The sequence below is a fragment of the uncultured Alloprevotella sp. genome (genome assembly GCF_963536905.1).
Lineage (GTDB): Bacteria > Bacteroidota > Bacteroidia > Bacteroidales > Bacteroidaceae > Alloprevotella.
This window is the reverse complement of sequence record NZ_CAUTBW010000014.1, coordinates 16,498-42,273: the sequence shown is the minus strand read 5'-3', so window position 1 is coordinate 42,273 and position 25,776 is coordinate 16,498. Positions and strand designations below refer to the sequence as shown.

Genomic DNA, 25,776 nt, shown 5'->3' with positions numbered 1-25,776 from the left:
CTAACGAAGTTTTTCTCCCTCCTTTTTACTCGTTTTTATCTTAAAATCTTAGAAAATAGCTCTTTACTTCTAAAATAAACTTAAATAATCGTGTTTTTCTTTGAGAAAGTTTGGAGAGTAATAAGAAATCCGTATCTTTGCAACGTGTTTTTCATAGTATTAGATTTAAGGTTAACAAGGTTGGGATACAGTGGTATCCCTTTTTTTATGTCTATACTTCACAACAAATAGGTCGGACGCTTCGAGGAATTACTGAAAGGTAAGCGCATCTCGTTTCGTCCGATTTTCTTTATTAGCGTGCTTCTTCTGTTTTGAAGGGGAAACTCGTGGAAGAGGGTTTTTGCTGATAATATAGAAACTCTCTTATGAGGCGTACAAAAAAGAGCCGACTGACACGTAAATTGTGCCAGTCGGCTTTCTTTGTAGAGCGCTCATTGTTTGGGAGATACTGATGTATCCCATCAATGAGGGAATAGATTTTTTAATTCACAGCCACTTTCTTGCCATTTAAGATGTAGAGCCCATGCGTGGGGTGCTGAACGCGACGGCCTTGCAGGTCGTAGATGCGATTCTGCTCGTCCTTAGAAATGTTGGGCGTTGTGATAGCCGTGATGGTGCGTGGACTGGGATAGATGCACCAAAAAGAAGCTTGGTCCTGTTTGTTGAACGGGCGAACCTTGTCGCTGGTGGAATTGTTGAGCGTGGCATAGGAAGCCGAAGTGGGTTGGGTGCAAGTGAGTAAACTCCACCCTTCTGAATTGGATTCCACGCTAAAGGCGATGGCTTCACCAGCTTTCACTGCGGGCACTGGGCGGGTACTATAAGATGTCTTACCCGCATAAAGGCCTGTGTTGACGTGATGGAGCAAGTAGTTTCCATTACTATCCTTTTCAAAGGTGAAAACCTGTGCCGAATCGTTTTCCACACTGTAGAGCGAACCTTGTGTGGCATTGGCGGAAAGGAAATGAGTAGGGTTCACTTTGTTGTACACCATGTACTGACGCCCGGGTTCGATGGTGACGCGCTCCAGCGTAGGTACAGCGGCCATCACTGCCCACATATTGGCTTCGGTCTTTTGTGCGTTGAAAGCATCGAGCAAGGGGCGGAGCGCCGCATCCGATTTGTACATTCCCACCGCCTTTCCCGTTTTGATTCCAGCAAGGCGCTGTTGCAGGGCATCGTTGAGATATGCATCGCGAGGGGAGGTGGTATCAAGGGTATACTTGCCACCTGTGATAGAATCAAGGCTGAAGCTCTTGAACACTATGTTGTAACCATCGTTGTAGGCCACATCCTCGAAGAGCAAGCCGATACTATCGTTTTGCATAAGAATCATCGTGGAGTAGCAAGATGAATTTTTCGTCACTTGCAACCCTTTCACCCAGTTGGCAGCCATCTTTTCACCGCTATTATAATCGGAGTAAGCAGCCAGTTCTTTGTAGAAGAAACCCACCTTTTCGCGCGCGTTGCTCAGTGGCACTGTTTGCAGCGCCACAAAGAGCTGTTTGCCATCGGCCTTGCGACGAGCGGGAAGCACGAGTACTTCGCCGTTGCAGGCGTTCACTTGGCCGCCCGTCATGTTGGCAGGCATCGTGCTCTTGTCCCATGTGCCAGCAGCTGTGATGGGATCGGAATACGTGTAGATATTGAACTGTCGACCGCCACCCTGGTTGCGGCAGCTCAGCAGTACTGTGCCATCGGGAAGTTCTTCTACTTTCGATTCATCGGCAGCATCGGAGGGGATAACGCCAGCGCCGCCCAGCACCTTCCAATTACGGCCGAAGTCGTCGGAATAGATGACGTAAGTGGCAAACTTATTCACTGTCGTCGTGCGCAAAGGATGGGCAATGTAGATACGGTAGAAGTCGCCCACTTTGATAGAGCGGCTCTGCATGATCTTACCACTTGTTAGGAAAATACCCGCCACCTGTGCGTTGCCAGGAAGCGTACCATCATAGAGACCATAAATCTGTTCGGTTTGGTCAGTACCCTGATCCCAGGTACGTCCGCCGTCGGTGCTGCGGAAGAAGGCGCAACGCTGCGGATTATTACGCGTTGAACTGAAATAACCCACCTTGCCACTCACACACTGCATCAGGACGTTGTCGCTCGTACGGTCGGCCACGATACTTGGGTCGCCGAAACCGGTGCGCCAAACTTGGCTGGCGTGCTCATCGCCACGTGCCACGACAACTGAATCGCTCCATGTGTGGCCATTATCCGTACTCACTTTCATCACGTTGTCGATGCGATAGAGTCCGTTGCGGTTGTTGTAGCCAATATCCGTTTTGCTGATACGATAGTCGCAGTCGGCCAGTAGTCGGCCGTCGCGCGTCTGTGTCAAAGCAGGGATACGATAAGGCACTTTGCTCGTGGCGTTATCAAAGACAATCACGGTGTGAGCATTGTCCACCTCGTCGGCCTGACGAACAAAGACGCGGAAGTTCTTCACCTGTCCGTTGCCGGCTACGGTGAAAGTTGTAGAAGCCTTACCAACGTTGCTCACTTCGAAGTGGCCGCCCTGCTGCGTAACCTTTCCATCGGCGGTTGTGATAGCGGTGAGCGTGGAAGGATAGTCGAAGCTATAGCCGTCGATAACGTAACCCATCGTTGGAGTGGAGAGGGTGTACGTTCCCGATATGGCATCGGTGAGCAGGAAGCTCTTGCCGTCGGCTGAGGGCTGGAAACTGGTGTTCATAGTGGACAATCTCAATGCCGCCGGAGCAGTGAGCGTAGAGTTCCATAAAGAAGTTTCCGCCGGCGTATTAGCGGCGTTTTTGAATTCTCCATACGCCGTGCCCACTTCAAAGTCGACCGCTACAGGCGTGAAAACAACAGTCGAACCGCGATCCTTGCCGCCCGTCCAGAACGCCATCTTGTTGTCGCGGTTGTTAACGCCGTAGTTCGTTCCATTTTGGCAAAGATAGAACGCGGCCGTACCCGCAATGTCTTTAGAAGATTCCAGTTTCCAAAGGCTCTCGTAGGTTGTTGTGTTGAGGCCGTCGAGAGGCAAAACCACGGGATAGGCCGTGCCGCCAGTTGTTCCGCTCATTTCGCGCGGCGAAACGAGAATCTTGTTGGCAGCAGCTGCGCGATTGTGGAGCCGATAGCCCGCTGTGTTGTCGCCAACGAGACACCAAAGGGCTTCGGGCACAGCGTTGGTGAAACTGCGCGCCAGCGAGAAGGGTTGGTTGTCGGCCGTATAAACCAGCGGGAAAGTGCTGGTGCCTTGACCTTGCCCCACGGCCACTGTGTACCAAACCGTGTTGGCAGCGAAGCGGCCGTTGGCGGTGGTAGTGGTGTGGAGGCGTTCGATGGCTGAGGCTGTTTTTTTGATACTCACTACGAAATTTGTGGGTACGGCGTTGGCTTTGGCAGCAGTGCTGGAAACGGAGAAACGCGTTGTGTTCTCCTCCAAGCCTGTCACGCTCACCGTTGCAGCAGCATCGCTGGCAGAGCAGGTAACAGCCGCGCCGCCTTTCTCAGGCGTGATGGTCACTGTGGCGCGTGTTGTGGAGGTCGATGAACCTTCAAAACCTGTATAGTTGAACGAATAGCCCGTGATGGCATAACCGTCCGGAACACTGAGAGAAAAGGTGGTTTTGTAGAGGTGGTAGGTGCCGTTGGCGTCCACCCACATATCGTTGTTGGCAGTCTCGAGTGTGAGCTGCGGGGTGGTTTCGGTGGAGCTCCACTTGTACTTGTACGCACTGGTGGTGCTGTTTTGCTTATTAACGAAACTACCCGTTGCTGTGGACACCGTACGCGTCCACGTGGTTGGAGCTTGTGCCTGAACAGGACTCGCGCACAAACTCGCCAATCCCATAAGGGCCAGTGTAAACAAATGCTTCATAGATAGTGAATTGAATAGATATGAGTGATGATTGCAAATATAATGGTTTCTCTTTATTTCTGTTTGGTTGGCAAAGAGAAAAATAGGCCACGCGGAAAAGTGGCGGAGCGCAGCACGAAGAGTGGGACGCGCAAAGGCAGTTTGTTGAGATGAGAGAGAGGATGCAAAAGAGCTGGAAAGAAGGCTTTGTTGTTGTCAATGAAATTCTTACTTTATGCCTCCGAGAATAAAAGAAAATCCAATGCGAAATAAGATGCTCAATTCTCTTCGCTCTCTCGAAGGGCAACGAAATAAGGCTGTGCGTCAGCAGAATAAGGCTGTCGGCCAGCGCACTTATTGCATCAGCTGATAGCCTTATTCTGTCGGCCAGTATCCTTATTGTACTGACGACAGAGAGCGGATGGAAATAAACATAAAAGCACAATTCCCAGTCCGCGCAATAAGGAAGCCGAGTGACGGAGCAGAGCGACGCATCACCCCGAAGAAGATTTTTTCCCGCATCCTTGTTTGATAGACCATTTTCTTGTTCTCGTTGCATAAAAGGCTTTGTTAAGAAAAAGGGCAGTTTTGAGGAGCGAATGATGAAGCGGCATACCTCGATCCGTCCAATAGATTCAGCCCTCTCGCTAATAAGAACCCCTGTTCTCGCTTTTGAGAGCTTTTTCAGCAGCATAATGTTGTAGGTCTTTATCTTAGATTTATTATTCTTTTTATTTATTGCTGGAATTTACAAAAATCTGTAACTTTGCGGCGCATTAAAAACGCCCCCTCATTTATAAGGGGACGGAAATGTCAAGATAGCTCAATCATAAAACATTACATAATTTAATTTTCAAAACTCTATGTGGTTAACAACTTCATCCGTAGGACGGAAAGTTATCATGTCGGTAACCGGCATTGCTCTCGTTCTGTTCCTCACCTTCCATGCTTGCATGAATGTTGTGGCGCTTTTCTCCGGAGATGCTTACAACATGATTTGCGAGTTTCTTGGATCTAATTGGTATGCCGTTGCAGGAACGGTAGTTTTGGTGGGCCTCATCGCTCTCCATTTCATTTATGCCACTATCTTGACACTGCAGAATCTCAAAGCGCGCGGTAATAACCGCTATGCAGTGGTGGAGACTCCAGCAAAGGTGGAATGGGCCAGCCAGAACATGTTCGTGCTCGGTCTGATCGTATGCTTGGGTTTGTTCCTCCACTTGTTCAATTTCTGGGCAAACATGATGGGCGCAGAATTCTACAATGGCGGTATGGCTCTCGTAGGCGACTATGAAGCAACAGACGGCGCAGGTTTGATTCAGTTCACCTTCGGCAATCCCATCTATGCTGTGCTCTATCTCGTATGGCTCGCCGCGCTGTGGTTCCACCTCTCTCATGGTTTCTGGAGTGCTATCCAGACTCTCGGTGTGAACAACAAAGTGTGGTTCAACCGCTGGAAGCTCATCGGCAACGTTTATGTAACACTCGTTATGCTGATGTTTGCTGCCGTAGTTGTTTATTTTGCACTGGGCTGCAAACCCATCTGTGGCTAATTCTTATAACAAACGATTACAATTATGTCTGATAAATATATCGTTCCCGTAACGGAGAAGGTAATCGACTCAAAGATTCCCGAAGGTCCCGTTGCTGAAAAGTGGACTAATTTCAAGGCTCATCAGAAGCTCGTTAACCCGAAAAACAAACGTAAGCTCGATGTTATCGTCGTAGGTACAGGTCTGGCAGGTGCCAGTGCCGCTGCATCGCTCGGCGAAATGGGCTTCAAAGTGAAAAACTTCTGCATACAGGATTCTCCCCGCCGTGCACACTCCATTGCAGCACAGGGAGGTATCAATGCAGCAAAGAACTATCAGAACGACGGCGACTCTGTTTACCGCTTGTTCTATGACACTGTGAAAGGTGGCGACTATCGCGCTCGCGAAGCTAATGTTTACCGTTTGGCTGAAGTAAGTGCAAGCATCATCGACCAATGTGTGGCACAGGGTGTTCCTTTCGCTCGCGAATACGGCGGCACACTGGCTAACCGCTCTTTTGGTGGTGTGCAGGTGAGCCGTACTTTCTACGCCAAAGGTCAGACCGGTCAGCAGCTCCTCTTGGGCGCATACTCCGCGCTGATGCGTCAGGTACACGAAGGCACTGTTGAGCTCTACACTCGCTATGAGATGCTTGACGTTGTGATGATTGACGGCCGCGCTCGCGGTATCATCGCTCGCAACCTCGTTACTGGTGCAATCGAACGCTTTGCCGCACACTGCGTTATCTTGGCAACGGGTGGTTATGGCAACGCTTATTTCCTTTCTACAAACGCTATGGGTTGCAACTGCTCCGCAGCTATCGCAGCCTACAAGCACGGTGCATATTTTGCCAACCCCGCTTACGTACAGATTCACCCAACGTGTATCCCCGTACACGGCGACAAGCAGAGCAAACTTACGCTCATGTCAGAGTCGCTGCGTAATGACGGCCGCATCTGGGTACCCAAATTCAAGGAAGACGTTGAGAAGCTCCGCAGCGGAGAACTCAAAGGCCGCGACATCCCAGAAGACCGCCGCGACTACTACCTCGAGCGCCGTTATCCGGCTTTCGGTAACCTCGTTCCCCGTGACGTGGCTTCACGTGCAGCTAAAGAACGCTGCGATGCAGGCTTCGGCGTGAACGGTACAGGCCTCGCCGTATTCCTCGACTTCCAGCAAGCTATCGAAGACTTCGGTCGCGACGCCATCGAAGCACGCTACGGCAACCTCTTTGATATGTACGAAGAAATCACCGATGAGAACCCCTACGAGAATCCGATGATGATCTACCCCGCTATCCACTATACAATGGGTGGTCTGTGGGTTGACTATGAACTTCAGACAAACATTCCGGGTCTCTTCGCAGCTGGCGAGTGTAACTTCTCCGATCACGGTGCTAACCGCCTTGGTGCATCTGCCCTCATGCAGGGTCTGGCCGATGGTTACTTCGTTCTGCCGTATACTATTCAGAACTACCTCAGCGATCAAATCACTGTGGGTCGCTTCACAGGTAAAGAACCTGAATTTGAGAAGGCTGAAGCTAAGGTGAAAGCTCGTGTAGAGCGTATTCTTAATATCAATGGTAAGCGTTCTGTGGATAGCATCCACAAAGAGCTCGGACATATCATGTGGGAATACGTGGGCATGGCTCGTACGAAAGAAGGTCTGCAAACGGCTCTCGATAAGATGGCTGAACTCAAGAAGGAGTTCGAGAAGAACGTCTTTGTTCCGCATATCGACGGTGTAAATATCGAGCTCGAAAAAGCTCTCCGCCTCGAGGACTTCTTCACTATGGGTCAGCTCGTTGCTATCGACGCTCTTAACCGCGAGGAATCTTGCGGTGGTCACTTCCGCGAGGAACACCAGACCGAAGAGGGAGAAGCTAAGCGCGACGACCAGGGCTGCTTCTACGTGAGCTGCTGGGAATACCAAGGCGAGGACGCACTCCCCGTTAAGTATAAAGAGCCGCTCAAATACGAGGCTATCGAAGTTAAGACGAGAAACTATAAAGTCTAATTGATCAGTGACAAGACGAGGTGCGCTTGCACAAACGACTCTGTAGCTCACTCGTTACGATTCACTCGTCACTTAAAAAAGAAATTTCATTATGGCAAAGAATATATCTTTTAAACTAAGATACTGGAAGCAGAATGGTCCTAAGGATGCCGGCCACTTCGACGAGCGCGAAATGAAGGATATCCCCGATGATACCAGCTTCCTCGAAATGCTCGATATTCTCAACGAGCAGCTTGTTGCAGAAGGTCAAGAACCTTTCGTTTTCGACCACGACTGCCGCGAAGGTATTTGCGGTATGTGTTCACTTTACGTTAACGGTACGCCTCATGGCAAAACAGAGCGCGGAGCTACCACTTGTCAGCTCTATATGCGCCGTTTCCAGGAAGGCGAAACCATCACCGTTGAGCCTTGGCGCTCTGCTGCCTTCCCTGTTATCAAGGACTGCATGGTAGATCGCTCTGCTTTCGATAAGATCCAAGCAGCAGGCGGTTATATCAGCGTGCGCACAGGTGCTCCTCAGGATGCCAACGCAATCTTGATCGACAAGGACTCAGCCGATGAAGCAATGGACTGCGCCACTTGTATCGGTTGCGGAGCTTGTGTTGCTGCCTGCAAGAATGGTTCTGCAATGCTCTTCGTTAGCTCTAAGCTCAGCCAGTTTGCGCTGCTGCCCCAAGGCCGCGTAGAAGCTGCTAAGCGCGCAAAGGCTATGGTTAGCAAGATGGACGAACTCGGTTTCGGTAACTGCACCAACACGCGTGCTTGTGAAGCCGTTTGTCCGAAGAATGAGACAGTGCTCAACATTGCACGCCTCAACCGTGAGTTTATCAAAGCTAAGCTTGCCGACTAATCCGATGTGATCCCGCCCACGCCCCACCACGCAGTGAGGCCGCGGGCGGTACTCCACAATATCTGGCTGCCACTCATAATTATATATATGAGTGGCAGCTTTTTTTTATGGATAAATGCAGTTTTTATCGGTTTCTGTGCACGATGAGAAACTGTGGAAAGTGAGATTTGTGGATACATCCTTCTCCTCTTTTTCAGCAGATTGGGAGGCGCGTGGGGCTTTTTTGTTATTTGTGTTGGAAATTCGTATCTTTGCCTAAACAAATTTTTTAGAATCGTGAAGAAACTCTCTCTCATACTTTTTACGCTCGTCAGCGTCCTATTGCTCACATTGGCTGTTCCCCGTGAAGGCAAATTTGTCTTTGAGTACAAAGAGGGAACACCTTGGAAATACGCGCCGCTGATTGCCGATTTTGAATTTCCCATTATCAAATCGGAGAAAGCCATTAAGATGGAGAAGGACAGCGTGTTGCAAAACTTTCAGCCCTTCTTTAACAAGTCCATCGCAATAGGTCAGCAGCAGGTTAAAGCCTTTATCGCCGACTACAAAGCGCGCCGAATCCCAGTTCCAGAGAAGTACGCCAACTATGTGATAAAGCAGTTGGGACTCGTCTATAACACTGGCGTGATGTCGCCCTCGCAGATGTCCGATTTGGTGAGTCATCGCTATCAGAATGTGCATATCGTGGAAGGGCAAGATGCCGTCACGCAATCCACCAGTGCTATCTACACCACGCGCACCGCCTATGAAACCATCATGGGAGCCGACTCAGCGGGTTACCTCCATGATGTGTTGGCACTTTGCAATATCAACAACTATCTCACGCCCAACCTCACGTTCGACAAAGCTAAGACAGATGCAGCTCGAGAGGATGCGCTCAACTCCGTGATCACTTCCAGCGGAATGATTGTTGCGGGGCAGCGCGTGATAGATATGGGCGAAATCGTCACACCGCAGTTGAAACTCGTGCTCGACTCCTATATGCAAGAGAGTGCGCGCCTCAACACCACGGATAACAACCTCTGGAAACAGATGCCGGGGCAGGCACTCCTCATCTTCATCATTCTGAGCATCTTCCCTCTCTATCTCCTCACGTTTCAACCAAAGTACACAGAGAACGTTCGCACACTGGCCCTCTTCTATGTGCTGATCACGATTTTCCCGATTCTGTCCTATATCATGGTGCGTCAGCACTGGTTCAGCGTTTATCTTGTTCCTTACGCTATGGTGCCGCTCTTCGTTCGCGTTTTCTTTGATTCGCGCACGGCCACGATGGCCATGATCACCTCCTTGCTCCTAACGTCGATCGGTCTAACAGGTCCTTTCGAGTTTTTCATGATCGAAAGCATCGTTGGCTTCGTCACGGTCTACGCGCTGCGAGAGATGACCGAGCGCGCCCAGATTCTTCGCATCGCTTTGTTTGTTGTCGTTGTAGGTCTCCTTACGCAGTTTGCCTACGATATGGCCGCCAGCACGAATATTTCCGATTTGGATCATTCGCGCTATGTATATCTCGCCGTGTCAGGTGTGGCCCTTCTCTTTGCTTACCCTGTTATGTATCTCATTGAGCGCATTTTTGGCTACACGTCGAGCGTGACGCTCATCGAATTGTCCAATATCAATCATCCGCTACTCCGCCGAATGTCGAAGGAGGCACAAGGCACGTTCAACCACTCCATGCAGGTGGGAAACCTCGCAGCGGAGGTGGCCAACAAAATTGGGGCAAGTGCTCAACTCGTGCGTACGGGTGCTCTCTTCCATGATATTGGGAAAATGCTCAATCCGGCTTTCTTCACCGAAAACCAAAGTGGTGTGAATCCTCACGACTCGCTGACCGACCGCGACGATATGTCGAAGGAAGAGCAGTCGGCACAAATCATCATCAGCCATGTGACGCAGGGACTGCAACTGGCAGAAAAAAATAACTTGCCTCAATCTATTCGCGATTTCATCTCGACCCACCACGGACGCAGTAAGACGGGCTATTTCTACATACAATGGCAAAACAACCATCCAGGCGAAACGCCGCGCGATGAGCTTTTCACCTATCCAGGCCCCAACCCCTTCACGCGCGAACAAGCCATCCTCATGATGTGCGATGCCGTGGAAGCCTCCTCCCGCTCCCTCAAGGAATACACCGAAGAAGCTATTAGCGGCCTCGTCAATAAGATTATCGACGGACAAGTGCAGGCGGGCTATTTCCAAGAGTGTCCCATCACGTTCCGCGATATTCAGGATGCCAAACGCGTACTGATCGACAGCCTAAAAACCGTTTATCACACGCGCATTGCTTATCCCGAGCTCAACAAGGATAAGCAGAAAGCGCAAAGCAGTATTTGGCCCCACCTCTTGGGCGGAAATCGCTACTACCATCACAATAAGAATTAGTAATACATCTCTCTAACGCCTCTTCCGAATGAAGAAGTACCTCCTTCTCCTTGTTGCCCTCATCATGGGCTTAGACCTGTCCGCACAGCGACAGGAGTTGTTCGTCACCACAGCCGATTCGGCCCATCCCTATCGTATTCCCGCCATTGCACACCTCAAGGGGAAACGCCTGCTCTCCGTGACCGACTATCGCCTCTGTGGCGCTGACATCGGTTTTGGTCGCGTTGATCTTCACGGGCGTTTATCACAAGATAACGGCCGTACATGGTCGCCGGAGTACTCCATTATTCGAGGTACGGGCGTGAAGCACGCCGCCGATTGTGGCTATGGCGATGCCGCCATCGTCTCCGCACCCAATGGTCGCGACATCCTGCTGCTCTGCGTTTGTGGCAATACCGTTTATGGCGCGGCCTCCACTACCCGACAGAATCCCAATCGTGTTGCCCGACTTTATAGTCACGACGGCGGGCGCACTTGGTCTGCTCCCGAAGACCTCACGGAGGAGATTTATTCCCTCTTCGACGAGAGTCAGCTCGGTCCTATCCAAAGTCTTTTTATCACCTCCGGCCGCATCTGCCAGAGCCGCACGGTGAAGATTGGGAAGTACTACCGTCTCTATGCAGCCATCTGCGCGCGTCCCAATGGTAATCGCGTTGTTTATAGCGACGACTTTGGCCATACATGGAAGCCACTGGGTAGCATCCACATCTCTCCAGCTCCCAAAGGCGATGAAGTGAAATGCGAAGAACTCCCTAATGGCGATGTAGCCCTCAGTTCCCGCACCTGGGGCGGCCGTTATTTCAATATTTTCCATTATCGCAATATTCGCCTCGCTGAAGGCGAATGGGGCGAAGTGGCCTATTCCAGTGCGACCAATCAAGGCGTTGATGCGCAGAAGAACAGTACCAACGGCGGCATCCTGATTATTCCCGCCCGCCGCACTTCCGACAATCGCCCAACATGGGTTGCCCTTCAGTCTGTCCCTCTCGGTCCCGGCCGCAGCAATGTGGGCATCTACTACAAAGAACTTCTCTCCGCCCATGCCTATTCCTCTCCGGCCGTCCTTGCAGCCAACTGGTCCGGCCCTTATAAAGTGTCGTCAGTAGGTTCGGCCTATTCCGAATTAGAACGCCTCGGCGATGGCAAAATTGGTATCTTCTATGAGGAAACATCCCACAAAGCCGACTACACCCTTGTTTTCAACAGCTTCTCTCTAAGCGAAATCACCAACGGGCGTTTTCGCTAAACTCACACATACATACAAAACGGCGAGGGACTCAATGTCTCTCGCCGTTTTGTATATCTCAACTTGCGCCTTGTGGGTAAGTCCGTCAGCGCACACTAAGTTCACACATATTCTTTTGCTTCGCGTTTGCCACGCAGTACCGCCAGTGCGTTGCTCGCCAGTGCCAACATTTCGTCCTCACCAGGGTAGCAATACACTGGAGCCAGAAATTCGATGCGCTCCCGCAGGTGCTTGATGACATATTCCGAATGCGCCAAGCCGCCCGTAAGGAGGATGGCATCTATCTTTCCGAAAAGCACCGCTCCCTCAGCCGCGATGTTCTTTGCCACGTGGTAAATCATCGCGTCCACAATCAGTTTCGCGTGTTCGTCCCCAGCAGCGATGCGCTGCTCTATTTCCTTCATGTTGTTAGTGCCCAAGTGCGCCATCAGTCCTGCCTGCCCCGCGATGCGCTTTAGGAGCTCCTCCTGCGTAAACTTTCCGCTGAAGCACAGCCTTATGAGGTCGGCAGCTGGCAAACTACCTGCTCTCTCGGGCGAGAAAGGTCCTTCGCCATCCAGTGCGTTGTTGGCGTCCACGGCGCGCCCGTGGTCGTGGGCTGCAATACTGATACCTCCACCCAGATGGCACACGATGAGGCGCAAGTCCTCATATTCTTTTCCCACCTCGTTGGCATAGCGGCGCGCGATAGCCCGCTGGTTGAGAGCGTGCCAAATGCACACACGCGGCATCAGCGGCGAACCGCTCACACGTGCCAGTGGCGAAAGCTCATCCACCACGCCCGGATCAGCAATAAAGCTGCGGCAGTTGGGTATGTCCTTTGCCATTTCCCACGCAATGAGGCAACCCAAGTCGCAAGCGTGTTTGTGGAGCGCTTTGCGTGTGTCGGTCACCATTTTCTCATTCACGGCGTAGATTCCGCCCGCAACAGGTTTTGCCAATCCCCCTCGCGCAATGATGGCATCGAAGTTGAGCGATACATTCATGGCGCGCAGTTCGTCGAGAATCAATTGTTTGCGGAATTCGTATTGGTCGGTCAGTTCGGGATACTGCTCTAATTGCTCCGGAGAATGGTGGATGTTGCGAAGCAAAGCAGGTTTCTCATCGAGGTATACGGCCACTTTCGTAGAGGTAGAGCCGGGGTTTATCACTAAAATCTTCACGTTCGTATCTTTTTTAGGTGTCGCTACGGCGCAATGCCGCACGACGATGTCAATTATCGTTGTGGATGGATTTCACAGCCAGTGCCAGACTGTAGTATTTACTCTCTTTGCTGTCGCCGCGGCTGGTGAGCACCACGGGAGCATCGCTACCTTGCAGCATGCAAGCCATATTGGCGTGGGCAAAGAGTGTGACGGCCTTGTAGAACGTGTTGCCCGCTTCGATGTCGGGGAAAACGAGCACGTCGGCCGCTCCGTTGATGGGCGAGTGCAGACCTTTGTGTTGGAGTGCCTCGAGGGAGCAACTGGTTTTCACGTCGAGCGGACCGTCCACAATACATTGTCCGAAAGCCCCTGCTTGGGCTTCAGCCGTAATCTGCGGATAATCGACGGTGAAAGGGAAAAATTTCTCGTTCACCTGCTCAGAGCAATGAATCAGTGAGACCCTCGGCGTGTCGATGCCGAAGGCGTGGCACACTCTCACAGCGTAGCGCACCTGTTCGCGGCGTTGCTCGGGCGTGGGATATGGAATGACGGCAGCATCGGTAAAGAAAAGCAAGCGTGGGTAGTTGTCCAACTGCGCACAAGCCAAATGTGTCAGTACGCGCCCCTTGGCGAGAATACCGTGCTCTTTGTTCAACACGGCGTGGAGTAGGACATCGGTGTTGAGCAAACCTTTCATCAGCACCTGCGCCTCACCGCTGCGCACCAGTGCCACGGCTTTTTCTGCCGCCTCGCGGGCATCGTTGGCCGCCACGAAGCGCACCTCGTTGGCCACAGCTGCGAAGTCGGGGTTTTGGCGCACTTCCTGTTCGCCCCCCACAAAGATAGCCGTCACAAAGCCCTCTCGCGCCGCGCGCAACACGGCATACTGCGTCTCCGCATCCGTGGCACACACCACGGCCACACTACAACGGCGTCCCTGCTGCTGCAAGTTTTCCGTCAGATCATTGAAATTCAAAATCTTTTCCACCATACAAATCCAGAGATTGATATTTTGGGGTCAAATATACGGAAAGGCGTGGAATAATTGCACAAAAATTGGGGAAAGATGCAAAGATTTTCTTCCCTTTCTTTATGAGGGAAGGAAGTTTTCGGAGAACTCCGACCAGTCAGACTAGTCGGACTGGTCGGACCCGTCGGAGAACCAACAACAAGTGGCCCCCTCCAGCTCCCCCTCATGGGGGAGCTGGAGGGGGCTTTCTTTAAGTCAAAAATCTTCTTACTTTTCCCCTTCCGTGAGTGGCTCAAAACGGCGCTCTCCTTTCTTCTCTCGCTTGCAAGAAGCCTCTCGCGCGTCACTATAATAAGGCTGTTGGCCAACTCAATAAGGCTGCCAACTGATAGCCTTATTGTATCGGCCGACACAATAAGGAAACCGACGCGAAGCTCAAGGACGTTTTTGTCTGCTTTGGGGTTGAAAATCGCGAAAATAGGGCAGTTTTTGCAGGAAAAATCCGTTTCGCTCAACGTGTGAAGAGATATTTTCGGCCAGAATAGGGCGCAGCTTCGGTTTTTAGCAGCTGCTGGTGAGCACGGCTTTGTAAAGTTTTAGGGAGGCTGATAGGGGGAGAGCTCGGACTGGTCGGACTGGTCGGACGAGTCGGACTGGTCCGACCATTGCTTAGGTTGCTCGAAGGATTTCTTTAGTTTTCTTATTGCTATGTTTGGTTGTCAAAATGGAAAAATGTATCTTTGCGACCCTAAGTTTCAGAACAATTACAATTTAATCAATAAAACCAACATCTTTTTATGACTAAAATTAGACTATGTCTCTCATTGCTGTTGCTGAGTGTGGCCGCGGCAGTGTGGGCAGTAGTACCGCCGTTTCAGCCAACGACCTTGGCGAATGGTAAGCCCGTTGACGGTACGCGGTGGTACACGATGACGATCCACAGCAATAAGTTTCAAGTGAGTCGTCAGGCTGCATCGGCCAATTATATCGGTCTGTCCAACCGCACCCTCAACTACGGCGGTCGCGACCTCTGGTGCTTCGTGGGCAATGCTACCAGTGGCTATCAGATTTATAATGCCGCTGGCGGAAAACTCGTGGCACCCACAGCTATGAAAGGCAATACCGGTGATCAGTCGTATGCTATTGTAAGTTCTGAAGTACCTGCGGGCTATACCGACCTGTGGAAATTTGAACAGAGCGGCGACCTCACATCGACAACCACAACCCCCGTCTATATCGAACAGTTTGGCAATAGTAAAGCCCTCAACAATCGTGAGGGCAAGTTGGCTTTCTGGGATGGCGGAAAGGACCACGGTTCTACTTTCCTCATCGAGGAAACCGATATGAAGGTGCTCAACTTCGGTACAGCTTTCGGACGTTGGACAGCATCTAATGCAGGCAAAACTTACCACTCTCGTTGGAGTAGCACGTCTACTGACCCCGGCTTCACCCTTTCTGCTCCCAGAAACGATATGTATCTGGTGAATGGCAAACCTCATCTCCACCTCAATACGTTCACACTCACTGCAGCCCAGGATTGGGACATCACCGCCTATGGTATGACGTTCACGGGCTTCAGTGGTACTTCCTCCACGCGTGCGGCAGCCACGGTGACCCCCGCGGGAGCTACGGCTGTGTCTTGCACCGCCAGCAATAGCGCAGAAGTGCACTTGGCAGGTCTCACCTCCACTCCGACGTTCACCGTGAGCGCAGGTGCTATCGAACCTGCCGACTTCTACGTTGTGCTTCACAAAGCCCTCAGTCGCCACCCCTTTGTGACCACTACGATTGTGGGCAACAACTTTGCAGAAGGTACACGCTGGTACACCCTCAAGTTTAAGAACACCACGCTGGCAGCCGCTGCCGCCGATGGTAGCATTCAGTTAGCGCCCGTTTCGATTGGTGCAACAACCACCAGTTTGCCGGCCCAGCCCGACAACCAACTCTGGTGCTTCGTGGGCAGTGAGACACACGGTTACACAGTATATAATAAGGCGCTCGGCACTACGAAAGCCCTCGTTGCCACAGCTCCCGCCACAAACGGAGCAGAGGCGCGTGTGGAAGTGTTGGCCGGAAATACGAAGAGCCATACTTGGTGGTTCTCTTCCTCAACGAACCTGACTTCCGCCTATACGGAACCCGTCTATATGCAGTTGCAAAACGCCAACGGCTATGCGCTGAACTTGAACGAACAAACGCAAAACATCTCTTTCTGGACTGGAGGCAAGGATGCCGGCTCTACGGTGCTCATCGAAGCCGCTTACAACACCCAACTCTCTTATGCGCTCGATGGCGACCACGGTACGTTCTATCGCGACGATAAGAAAACAACAGGACAGAACTGGAACACCTATCTGATTTCTACACAGACCGATCCTGTTGTTACGCTGGCCAATGCGAGCAACAAGAACAACATCGGCTTCATCAATACCACGACGCCGAAGACGGTGAAACTTGCCAGCAGCAACTTCAAGGACTACACGCTCTCCGCCAGCGAGGGATATGTCATTACGGGCTATTCATTCACATTTAAGGGCGAAAATGGTAGCACGGGCGTGAAGGACGTCACTACCTCAAAGACAGCTACGGCTACTGCCGTAACGGCTGAAAACTTCAGTGTGACGGGTTTGAACTTACAATCAGTTCCGTTCCAAGTCACTTCGGGTATGGCGCTCGTTCAGAACCTCCGCATCACGGTTGTCCCTGCTTCTGTCGAGGCCGATAAGCAACTGACAGCAACGAATGCTAAATACAAGACAGCTTTGGTCTTTGACAACACCAAGTCGGGCCCAGGTTATCGCATTCCCGCTTTAGGTCAGGCTGCCGATGGTAAGCTCTTCGTGGCAGTAGACCTTCGCCGCACCGGTGCCGATATTGGTATGGGCAACGGCCATAATGATGTAATTCTGAAGACCAGTAGCGATGGCGGTCAAACTTGGGATGCTCATTTCCAGACCATTGCTGCCGGCGACCAGAGCCAACCCAATTCTTCAAAGAAATGGGACTACAGTTTCGGCGATCCCTCCATCGTTGTGGACCGCAATAATGCGCAGAACGTGCTCGTTATGTGTGTCGGCGGACACACCTCATTCTTTGACGGACAATACAATGAACCGCAGCACGTTGTACGTCTTCGCAGTACGAACGGCGGACAAACTTGGACGGCCGACTCGCTGACCTATCAGATCTATAATCTGACTAAGGACGGAGCAGGCGGTGTGACCAACTCTCTCTTCCTCACCAGTGGAAAGATTATGCAGAGCCGCTATATCAAGCAGGGCGATTACTACCGCCTTTATATTGCTTATCCTACCAATAATACGCGACAGAACGCCACCTTTGTGATTTACTCCGACGACTTTGGTGCGACGTGGAAGCTCCTGGGCAGCAAAGCACAGTTGCCGAGCACGGGTGCCGATGAGTCGAAGGTGGAAGAACTTCCCGATGGTAGCGTTCTGGTGAGCGTTCGTAACCGTGGCTCTCTGAGTCGTGGCTTCAGCCTCTTCACTTATACCGACATCGCCAAAGGTGAAGGCAACTGGGACTTCCAGACCAACGCAACGGCGATGAATAATGCGGTGAACAATGTGAACGGCGAAATCCTCATCGTTCCAGCACACCGCGTGAGCGACAATAAGAAGCTTTTTGTGGCATTGCAGAGTATCACGCTCTCCACGCGTCGTGAAAAAGTGGGTGTCTACTTCAAAGAATTGGCAACCTATTCCGACTACTCCACAGCTACGGCTCTGGCCAACGGTTGGACAAAGGGGATGCAGGTGAGCAATATCGGCTCGTGCTACACGGGTATGGAACTGCTCAACAATGGCACTATTGGTTACATCTATGAAGAAGATGCACGTGGTGGCCTGGGCGGCTACAACATCCTGTTCAAGCAAATTCCGCTGGAGGACTTGACCAACGGCCAGTATGTCCTTGACCGCACCAGTTCTCGTGCACCCTATGTGAAGCAGGCAGCAGAAGCTCTCCGCGCTCGTATGACAGGGATGCAGAGCAGCAATGGAAACTATGTGGGAATGGTGAAGCCCGAAAGCGTGGCTTCGCTCGCCACGAAGGTGAGTGCCGCAGAAACGGCAGCTACTACCGCTGAGACAACGCCCAATGAAATCAACGCGTTTGCCGCTCAGCAGAAAATTGCTACGGCCTATGATGCGCTCTACAATAAAGTGGAGAAAATCGAACTGCAAGACGGCGGCTGGTATCGCCTGACAAACAAGTTGAAGAGCACAGCGGCACTGGCCACTGATGGTACAAACTTGACGCAGGCTTCCACTACGGGCGCAGCCACTAACCTCAACCTGCTGTTCCAGTTCCGCAAGACGGCCGATGGCGCATGGCTGGTGAAGAACGGCAACTACCAGGTGTTTGTGAAACCAACGCCTGCTGTCTACACCGCAGCCCCTGTGACCGCCAACGAAGCGGAGGCCGGAAAATATAAAGTGGTGTCGACAATCGAAGGTCTTAGCTACCTGCAGAGTTTGAACCCCACGGACGGTGGCAAATCTGCTATCCATGCCGACAACTCAGGCTCTATCGTGGCGTGGACTACCAGTTCGGATGCTTCGCTTTGGTACATCGAACCCGTGACCACTTGGACGCTCTCGTCCACTCGTCCTGACGGTGAAAACCGGGCTTATGCTACGGCTTATATGCCTTTTGCTTACACCTTGGAGGGAACGGATGCTGTGGCCAACCTCGTTACGCTGGCGGCCGATAATCGTACTGTCAAACTCGAGGCTTGCAACGGTGCAGTGCCCGAAGGCACCGGCGTCTTGTTGCTCAACCACAATTTGGGACAACTGAACATGACGCTCAACATTGCTCCAACGGCCGCTCCGCTCACGCAGGAAAATGCACTGCAAGGTACTTACCTCAGCAAAAATCTCTCGGCCAATGATTATGAGAAGTTCTACGTTCTCAGCATTCATCCCACAAAGAAAGTGGCAGGCTTCTACTATGTTCGCCCAACAGCCCCCGAAGCTACGGGCACAGCCACTAAGGCAATATTAGCTGCCAACAAAGCTTATCTCCCCGTATCGAACGCATCGGGCGTGCGTAAGTTCTTACCCATCTCCTCAGACGAGACAACGGGTATCAGCAATGCCGCTATCTCCACCGACCTCGCACCGCAGATCTTCGACCTCCAAGGCCGTCGCATCTCCCAGAAATCCCTCCAAAAGGGCGGTGTGTACATCGTCAATGGTAAGAAAGTGGTGTTCTAAACAATTGAAAATATCGCTGGATAAGTGGGGTGTTTCAGCTTCCTAAATCTTATCCGCCCCCTCTCTAAAAAAGCGGTCAGCGCGTTCGTTGCGTTGGCCGCTTCTCTTGTTTTTTGCCGTCCTCTCAAGGAGAGAAGGATACCACTGCCTCAAGCTTTTATGGGGTTGATTATTATTTCTTTCCAATAATAATTCGTACTTTTGCACCCCGAAAAGAAACGGCAGGCGGGAATAGTCCTGTAAAGCCGTAAATATCAGATAAAAGAAAATATGACAGACATTCGTAACATCGCCATCATTGCCCACGTTGACCACGGTAAGACAACGCTCGTGGACAAGATGCTGCTTGCCGGAAACCTCTTCCGCGAAAACCAGCCCACGGGTCAACTAATCCTCGATAATAATGAGTTGGAGCGAGAGCGAGGTATCACCATTCTCTCCAAGAATGTCTCTATCAACTATAAAGGCACTAAAATCAATATTATTGATACTCCGGGCCACTCCGACTTTGGTGGAGAGGTGGAGCGCGTACTCAATATGGCCGACGGCTGTATCTTGCTCGTCGATGCCTTTGAAGGCCCGATGCCTCAAACGCGCTTCGTGCTCCAAAAAGCCTTGCAGATCGGACTGAAGCCTATCGTGGTGGTCAACAAAGTGGACAAACCCAACTGCCGCCCCGAGGAAGTGTACGAAATGGTATTCGACCTCATGTGCGACCTTGATGCTACTGAGGAACAGCTCAATTTCCCCGTTGTGTATGGTTCGGCCAAAAACAACTGGATGGGAGCTGACTGGCGTACGCCGACGGACAATATCAACTACCTGCTGGATGAGATTCTGAAAGAAATACCGGCTCCTCCCATGAATGAGGGAACGCCACAGCTTTTGATTACAAGTCTCGACTACTCCAATTATACGGGACGTATCGCCGTGGGACGTGTTCACCGCGGCACGCTGCAGGACGGCATGAACGTTACGATTGTTCATCGCGACGGTTCACAAGAGAAAACAAAGATCAAAGAGCTCCACACTTTTGAGGGTATGGGACGCAAGCGCACCGAAGAAGTGCATTGCGGCGATATTTGTGCTATCGTTGGTTTGGAGAATTTCGAAATTGGAGATACTATCTGCGATTTCAACGAACCTGAAGCGCTCGAGCCCATTGCTATCGACGAACCCACCATGTCTATGTTGTTCACCATCAACGATAGTCCGTTCTTCGGTAAAGAAGGGAAGTTCTGCACCAGCCGCCACATCAACGACCGTTTGCAACACGAGTTGGAGAAAGACCTTGCTTTGCGCGTCAACCAAATCGACGCCGACAAATGGCTCGTTAGTGGACGCGGTGTGCTCCATCTTTCTGTCCTCGTTGAGACCATGCGCCGCGAGGGCTACGAACTGCAGGTGGGTCAGCCACAGGTGATCTATAAAGAAATCGACGGTAAGCGTTGCGAACCGATTGAGGAACTGACGATCAATGTGCCCGAGGAGTTCAGCTCTAAGATGATCGACATGGTGACCCGCCGTAAGGGCGAGATGACCAGTATGCAGAACTTGGGCGAGCGCGTGGATATAGAATTCAACATTCCCTCTCGAGGCATCATCGGCCTGCGTACCAATGTGCTCACAGCCAGTCAGGGCGAAGCCATCATGGCTCACCGCTTCAAGACCTATGAGCCGTTCAAGGGTGAGATTCAGCGCCGCACCAATGGTTCTATGATATCCATGGAAAGCGGTACGGTATTCGCCTACGCCCTTGACAAACTCCAGGATCGTGGCCGTTTCTTCATCAATCCGCAGGACGAAGTGTACGCCGGACAAATTGTGGGCGAGCACGTCCATGACAAAGACCTCGTTGTGAATGTAACAAAAGCCAAACAGCTCACCAACGTCCGTGCCTCCGGTACTGACGAGAAGGCGCGCATCATTCCGCCCATCGTGTTCAGTTTGGAAGAAGCGCTCGAATATATTAAAGAAGACGAATTTGTTGAAGTTACGCCGAAGTCGATGCGTATGCGCAAGATGATTCTCGACCACCTGGCACGCAAGCGCGCTAATAAGAGCGAGGAAGAATAGTAGTTCGCCGCCAGCCTCTCCCTCCTTTTTCGAGTCAAGAGCGAACTTCGGCATTTCTACATATAACAATAACGACGCTCCAGCCTATTTCTGGACCGCCTACAATCCTTATCCGCAATGTCTCCCCATAGGCATTGCGGATTTTTTATGAGCTATTGCAGATGAGAATAAGTTAGCACGGCAATAGCTATGATGTGAGGAGCGAAAAAATAGGGGAGGTGGTCACCACGTCATCACTATTTCTGAATAGATTTTAAGAAAATTCAGGGAATGAAGCTTTGGCGAAGATTTTCTGAAGCCTCTTATCGACGCTGTATTTTTATAATCAGTGATTTACAGTAGATAATGAAGTTTCTGCAGCTTTTTTCAAAAACTTCCTAGCGAGGAAGTAGAAAAGCAATAAAGCAAGTCGTCAATATCCTTATTGCGTTTGAGAATACAATAAGGCTGTCAGTTCACTTCCTTATTGCGTCAGCCCACACCCTTATTGCGTTTGAGGTTAGAATAAGGCTCTCCGCCTACACCCTTATCGCGCCTAAGAATCCCATAATGATATGAACCCACACCCTTATAGCATCCACCCTCCCCAGTGACATAGCGTTCTCTCCCACTGTCCCCGGCGGGGACACCCCATGCTTAACCGCGGGTGATGCCCGAAGGGCGAACCCGTGGACAGACAACATCACAACTCTCCGACGCCGGCGGCATCGCACAGCACCCACCGCTGTTCGTGCGAGCTTTCTCTCTCCACCTTTTCAGTGCGGCGGCGTCCTGCACGCCAAAGATGATAAAAGGTTCTTCTTATGCTATTCTTTAGTTAGAATAGGACTTCATAAAATGAAGAAGTCCCCAAGAATGCTGTCTGTCGACGCGCCTAGGGGCTTCTTATAGCTTCTTATACATCTAAATATTTCTTTCTGACGCAAAGATATTTTCTTATTCCATTCATCAATGCTTAAAACTCCCTTGTGGCCTCTTCGAGCCATGCGCGATGGGCGGGGTCGGGGAGGAGAGGGAGCAGTCGGCGGCGCACTTCGGTGTGGTAGTTATTGAGCCAGCAGATTTCTTCGGGCGTGAGCATTTCGCGCACGATGGGGCGCAGATCGATAGGGCAGAGTGTGAGTGGTTCGAATCGACAGAAATGACCAAACGGGGTTTCGCCATCGTCGACAACGAGGAGCGTGTTCTCTATTCGCACACCAAACTTACCCGACACATAGAGACCAGGTTCGTTCGTGATGGTCATGCCCGGACGGAAACCAACGAGGGTGCATTGGCGCACGTTTTTCCGTATCTGATGAGGCCCTTCGTGTACACAGAGGTGAGCACCCACGCCGTGTCCTGTGCCGTGCCCGAAGTCGTACCCCTCCTGCCACATAGCGCGGCGCGCGGCATAGTCGAGTTCCAGTCCGGAAGTACCGATGGGGAAACGAGCCGACGAAAGAGCAATGTGGCCTTTCAGTACGAGCGTGTACACTCTCCGCTCCTCATCGGTAAGCGGTCCGCACGGCAGCGTCCGCGTGATGTCCGTAGTGCCGTCTACATACTGTGCGCCGCTGTCGAGGAGTAAAAAGCCCCCTCCATCTCCCCCATGAGGGGGAGTGCTCAGTGAGGGAATCGATACTGCGGTTTGAGGTGTTGCTTCATAATGTACGATAGCTCCGTGCGGGCCGTAGGCAGCAATGGTAGCAAAACTGAGACCACAAAAACCTTCTTCCTTTTCACGTTCGGAAGTGAGCATGAAGTCGATAGACAATTCTGTGAGCTGGCCAAATTCATCTTTTGTGAGTTCAAAACGTATTTTGTTGAGAACGCTTTCAGTATTAGCAATTATTTCTTCATTGGTGAAGCGAATAACGCGGAAACCTCTGCTAATGAGAAACTCTGTTCTGTTAGCATCAATCTCTATTTGCTGTTCTTTAGAATGGTATTTTCCATCCACTTCTATTATTAAATTCTTTTTCAAACAAACGAAGTCGGCGATGAAGTCTCCAATAATGTGTTGGCGTCTAAAGTCGAATCCTAAATTTTTACCTTGTAGCATTTGCCATAATGCTTCCTCGGCTTCAGTTGCGTGTGTTCGATTCTCTCGCGCATATTCTTTTAGTTTAGCATAAATATCTGGCGAGGCTGTTTGAAAGGCATTTTTCCCATTTGTCCTTTGCTGAGCACTCCCCCTTATGGGGGAGATGGAGGGGGCTTCTAACTTTGCCAAAAATCTCACCATGGCGCAGCCGTCTTTCTCCATGGCTCTTCTGAATCCCTGCTGTTCGGCAGGTGTTTTGATGGCGCGGAGCATGGGGACGGGAGAAGAGACAAAGGGACATCTCGACTGGGTGGATACCGCAGCGTGCATAACCAGAACATTGGTTTCATGGGGCAGAGCGATACCGCCTTTCTCCGTTTGAAACGCGTCTTTCCAACCATCGTAGGGACGTACTTCTATGTGGTTTTCTTGGAGATATTCGCTGACGGCAGGCGTGAGCTGGTGCTCATCTACGAAAAGCACGCTGTTGCCCTTACGGCGCAGGAGCAGATAACTCATGAAGACGGGGTTAAACTCGATGTCGTCGCCTCTTAAATTGAGTGTCCAGGCGATTTCAGAGAGATCCGAGAGCAGAAGTGCCTGCGGTTCGCTTTCCTTTATGTTTTTCCAGATGAGTTCTATCTTTTGAGCGACTGACAGACCTGTATACTCCAGCGGTTGCAATACGAGGGGGCGTTGCGGCAAGGCAGGGCGATTTGTCCAAAGTTCGTCGAAAGGATCTTCCCCTGCAGCTGTGAGTTGGTAGGAAGCATCCTCCAGCAAATCCGTGTATTCAGCCATCGTTATTGTGCCGCCGAAACAGCCCACTGTGGCACGTGCAGGCAGTTGGGTGCTGAGCCATTCTTTCAGCGTCGGCACACCCTCATCGCCATCCTGCATGAGTTGGAACGGTGTGCCCTCAAGCTGTTCCGCCGCCTGCAACCAGTAGCGAGAATCTGTCCAAAGTGCCGCCGCATCCTTAGTGACCACAGCAATACCCGCCGAGCCCGTGAAGCCCGTAAGCCATTCCCGACACTTCCAATGGTCGGCCAGATATTCAGAATTATGAGGGTCGGCAGTTGGTATGATAAAAGCCTGGAGCGCATTGTGGCGTTCCATCCAGTTGCGCAGAGCGTCGACGCGCTTTGTTATGATTTCGTTGAGCATGATGATTTTGTGAAAGCATTTGTTAGGTGGCAGAGAGGTTCTCCGCCTTATTTTTTTCATGCCGAAGTTACGATTTTTTTAATCAAAACGACAAAAGCGCAAATCCTTTTGGCCTTTCGATAAGAAAAATTAGAGTATTCCTTGTGAAAGTCCCGAAAGAATTTGGTACTTTTGCGGTATCTACAAATAGGAGCAGAAATGCTCATCTTTTGAACGAACAAATTTTTTAATTTATACACCAATGGCATATTTAAGTAATGAGAAACTGGTCATCGTCGGTGCTGGCGGTATGATTGGTTCAAACATGGTGCAGAGCGTATTGATGCTCGGCTTAACTCCCAACGTTTGTCTGTATGATATCTTTGAACCGGGTCTCCACGGTGTAGCTGACGAAATCGCTCAGTGCGGTTTCCCTGGTGCAAACATCACATGGACAACTAACCCCGAAGAAGCTTTCACAGGCGCAAAGTATATCATCTCTTCAGGTGGTGCTCCTCGCAAGGAAGGCATGACTCGTGAGGATCTCCTCAAGGGCAATTGCAAAATTGCAGCTGAGTTCGGCGATTTCATCAAGAAGTACTGCCCAGACGTGAAGCACGTTGTGGTGATCTTCAACCCCGCTGACGTAACAGCTCTGACAGCTCTGATCCACTCCGGCTTGAAGCCCAACCAGCTCACCTCTCTCGCAGCGCTCGACTCTACTCGTTTGCAGCAGGCTTTGGCTCTCGAATTCGGCGTTCAGCAGGACAAAGTGACTGGCGCTCATACTTACGGTGGTCACGGCGAGCAGATGGCTGTTTTCGCATCTCAGGTAAAGGTAGAGGGTAAACCCCTTAGCGAGATGGGTCTCTCTGACGAAAAGTGGGAAGACATTAAGCACCGCACAGTTCAGGGCGGTTCAAACATTATCAAGCTTCGTGGCCGTAGCTCTTTCCAGAGCCCCGCTTACAACGCTGTTAAGATGATTGAAGCTGCAATGGGTGGCGAGAAGTTCACCTTGCCCGCAGGCTGCTACGTAAACCACGACGCGCTCGGTTTCAAGAACGTGATGATGGCTATGCCTACAACGATCGACGCTACGGGCGTACATTTCGTTGAGCCGAAGGGTACTGCCGACGAATTGGCAAGCTTGCAGAAATCTTACGAGCATCTTTGCAAGATGCGCGACGAGATTGTTGAGCTCGGCATCATTCCTCCTGTAGCAGAATGGAAAGAAATGAATCCGAATCTCTAATCCGCGATTCAATTCATTAAAGATAGAAGGGACACGCTTCGGTGTGTCCCTTTT

General features: G+C 51.2%; 13 protein-coding genes. 9 read left to right on the top strand and 4 right to left on the bottom strand.

From position 1 onward, the window contains the following. Window positions 1–481: 481 nt before the first annotated feature. The gene (locus tag ABLA33_RS03860) at window positions 482–3,853 is read right to left on the bottom strand and encodes a sialidase family protein (RefSeq protein ID WP_347719312.1); all 3,372 of its coding nucleotides are present in this window, start codon (window positions 3,851–3,853) and stop codon (window positions 482–484) included. 842 nt (window positions 3,854–4,695) lie between these two features. On the opposite strand from ABLA33_RS03860, the gene ABLA33_RS03855 reads away from it, so the two are divergent. The 5 genes from ABLA33_RS03855 to ABLA33_RS03835 all read left to right on the top strand — a co-directional run bounded on the left by ABLA33_RS03855 (window position 4,696) and on the right by ABLA33_RS03835 (window position 11,864). Beyond that, window positions 4,696–5,385 carry a succinate dehydrogenase/fumarate reductase cytochrome b subunit gene (locus ABLA33_RS03855; protein WP_311490260.1) on the top strand — a complete coding sequence of 230 codons (690 nt, stop codon included), beginning with the start codon at window positions 4,696–4,698 and terminating at the stop codon, window positions 5,383–5,385. A gap of 24 nt (window positions 5,386–5,409) precedes the next feature. After that, window positions 5,410–7,380 carry a fumarate reductase/succinate dehydrogenase flavoprotein subunit gene (locus ABLA33_RS03850; RefSeq protein WP_311490261.1) on the top strand — a complete coding sequence of 657 codons (1,971 nt, stop codon included), beginning with the start codon at window positions 5,410–5,412 and terminating at the stop codon, window positions 7,378–7,380. 91 nt (window positions 7,381–7,471) lie between these two features. Beyond that, window positions 7,472–8,230 (top strand): succinate dehydrogenase/fumarate reductase iron-sulfur subunit, encoded by a 759-nt coding sequence (locus ABLA33_RS03845; RefSeq protein ID WP_311490262.1) that lies wholly within the window; start codon window positions 7,472–7,474, stop codon window positions 8,228–8,230. Between the two features lie 276 nt (window positions 8,231–8,506). Next, window positions 8,507–10,618 (top strand): HDIG domain-containing metalloprotein, encoded by a 2,112-nt coding sequence (locus tag ABLA33_RS03840; protein WP_347719311.1) that lies wholly within the window; start codon window positions 8,507–8,509, stop codon window positions 10,616–10,618. Between the two features lie 28 nt (window positions 10,619–10,646). After that, the gene (locus tag ABLA33_RS03835) at window positions 10,647–11,864 is read left to right on the top strand and encodes a sialidase family protein (protein WP_347719310.1); all 1,218 of its coding nucleotides are present in this window, start codon (window positions 10,647–10,649) and stop codon (window positions 11,862–11,864) included. 101 nt (window positions 11,865–11,965) lie between these two features. Here ABLA33_RS03835 and buk read toward each other — a convergent pair whose 3' ends face one another. Together buk and ABLA33_RS03825 are read right to left on the bottom strand one after the other, a co-directional pair. Continuing rightward, window positions 11,966–13,027 (bottom strand): butyrate kinase, encoded by a 1,062-nt coding sequence (gene buk, locus ABLA33_RS03830; protein WP_347719309.1) that lies wholly within the window; start codon window positions 13,025–13,027, stop codon window positions 11,966–11,968. Window positions 13,028–13,076: 49 nt separating this feature from the next. Next, window positions 13,077–14,000, bottom strand: coding sequence for a phosphate acyltransferase (locus tag ABLA33_RS03825; protein WP_347719308.1), 924 nt, complete (start codon window positions 13,998–14,000; stop codon window positions 13,077–13,079). A 776-nt stretch (window positions 14,001–14,776) separates the two neighbouring features. On the opposite strand from ABLA33_RS03825, the gene ABLA33_RS03820 reads away from it, so the two are divergent. The 3 genes from ABLA33_RS03820 to ABLA33_RS03810 all read left to right on the top strand — a co-directional run bounded on the left by ABLA33_RS03820 (window position 14,777) and on the right by ABLA33_RS03810 (window position 22,112). Further along, window positions 14,777–19,219: a sialidase family protein gene (locus ABLA33_RS03820; protein WP_347719307.1), complete on the top strand. Its 4,443-nt coding sequence runs from the start codon at window positions 14,777–14,779 to the stop codon at window positions 19,217–19,219. A gap of 270 nt (window positions 19,220–19,489) precedes the next feature. Beyond that, on the top strand, window positions 19,490–21,295 hold the full coding sequence (typA, locus tag ABLA33_RS03815; protein WP_347719306.1) for a translational GTPase TypA: 1,806 nt from the start codon (window positions 19,490–19,492) through the stop codon (window positions 21,293–21,295). A 649-nt stretch (window positions 21,296–21,944) separates the two neighbouring features. Continuing rightward, window positions 21,945–22,112, top strand: coding sequence for a hypothetical protein (locus tag ABLA33_RS03810; RefSeq protein ID WP_347719305.1), 168 nt, complete (start codon window positions 21,945–21,947; stop codon window positions 22,110–22,112). Between the two features lie 138 nt (window positions 22,113–22,250). Here ABLA33_RS03810 and ABLA33_RS03805 read toward each other — a convergent pair whose 3' ends face one another. After that, window positions 22,251–24,548, bottom strand: a complete 2,298-nt coding sequence (locus tag ABLA33_RS03805) for a M24 family metallopeptidase (protein ID WP_347719304.1) — start codon at window positions 24,546–24,548, stop codon at window positions 22,251–22,253. Between the two features lie 181 nt (window positions 24,549–24,729). Between ABLA33_RS03805 and ABLA33_RS03800 the strand changes: the two genes are divergently transcribed. Then, a complete protein-coding gene (locus ABLA33_RS03800) occupies window positions 24,730–25,722 on the top strand; it encodes a malate dehydrogenase (RefSeq protein ID WP_347719303.1) in 993 nt (330 codons plus the stop codon). Window positions 25,723–25,776: the final 54 nt, after the last annotated feature.

Coding starts and splice junctions, on each gene's coding strand:
- ABLA33_RS03810 (WP_347719305.1), top strand. CDS start 21,945: ATGCCCGAAGGGCGAACCCGTGGACAGACAACATCACAACTCTCCGAC.
- typA (WP_347719306.1), top strand. CDS start 19,490: ATGACAGACATTCGTAACATCGCCATCATTGCCCACGTTGACCACGGT.
- ABLA33_RS03825 (WP_347719308.1), bottom strand. CDS start 14,000: ATGGTGGAAAAGATTTTGAATTTCAATGATCTGACGGAAAACTTGCAG.
- ABLA33_RS03835 (WP_347719310.1), top strand. CDS start 10,647: ATGAAGAAGTACCTCCTTCTCCTTGTTGCCCTCATCATGGGCTTAGAC.
- ABLA33_RS03805 (WP_347719304.1), bottom strand. CDS start 24,548: ATGAAAAAAATAAGGCGGAGAACCTCTCTGCCACCTAACAAATGCTTT.
- ABLA33_RS03800 (WP_347719303.1), top strand. CDS start 24,730: ATGGCATATTTAAGTAATGAGAAACTGGTCATCGTCGGTGCTGGCGGT.
- ABLA33_RS03845 (WP_311490262.1), top strand. CDS start 7,472: ATGGCAAAGAATATATCTTTTAAACTAAGATACTGGAAGCAGAATGGT.
- ABLA33_RS03850 (WP_311490261.1), top strand. CDS start 5,410: ATGTCTGATAAATATATCGTTCCCGTAACGGAGAAGGTAATCGACTCA.
- ABLA33_RS03820 (WP_347719307.1), top strand. CDS start 14,777: ATGACTAAAATTAGACTATGTCTCTCATTGCTGTTGCTGAGTGTGGCC.
- ABLA33_RS03855 (WP_311490260.1), top strand. CDS start 4,696: ATGTGGTTAACAACTTCATCCGTAGGACGGAAAGTTATCATGTCGGTA.
- ABLA33_RS03860 (WP_347719312.1), bottom strand. CDS start 3,853: ATGAAGCATTTGTTTACACTGGCCCTTATGGGATTGGCGAGTTTGTGC.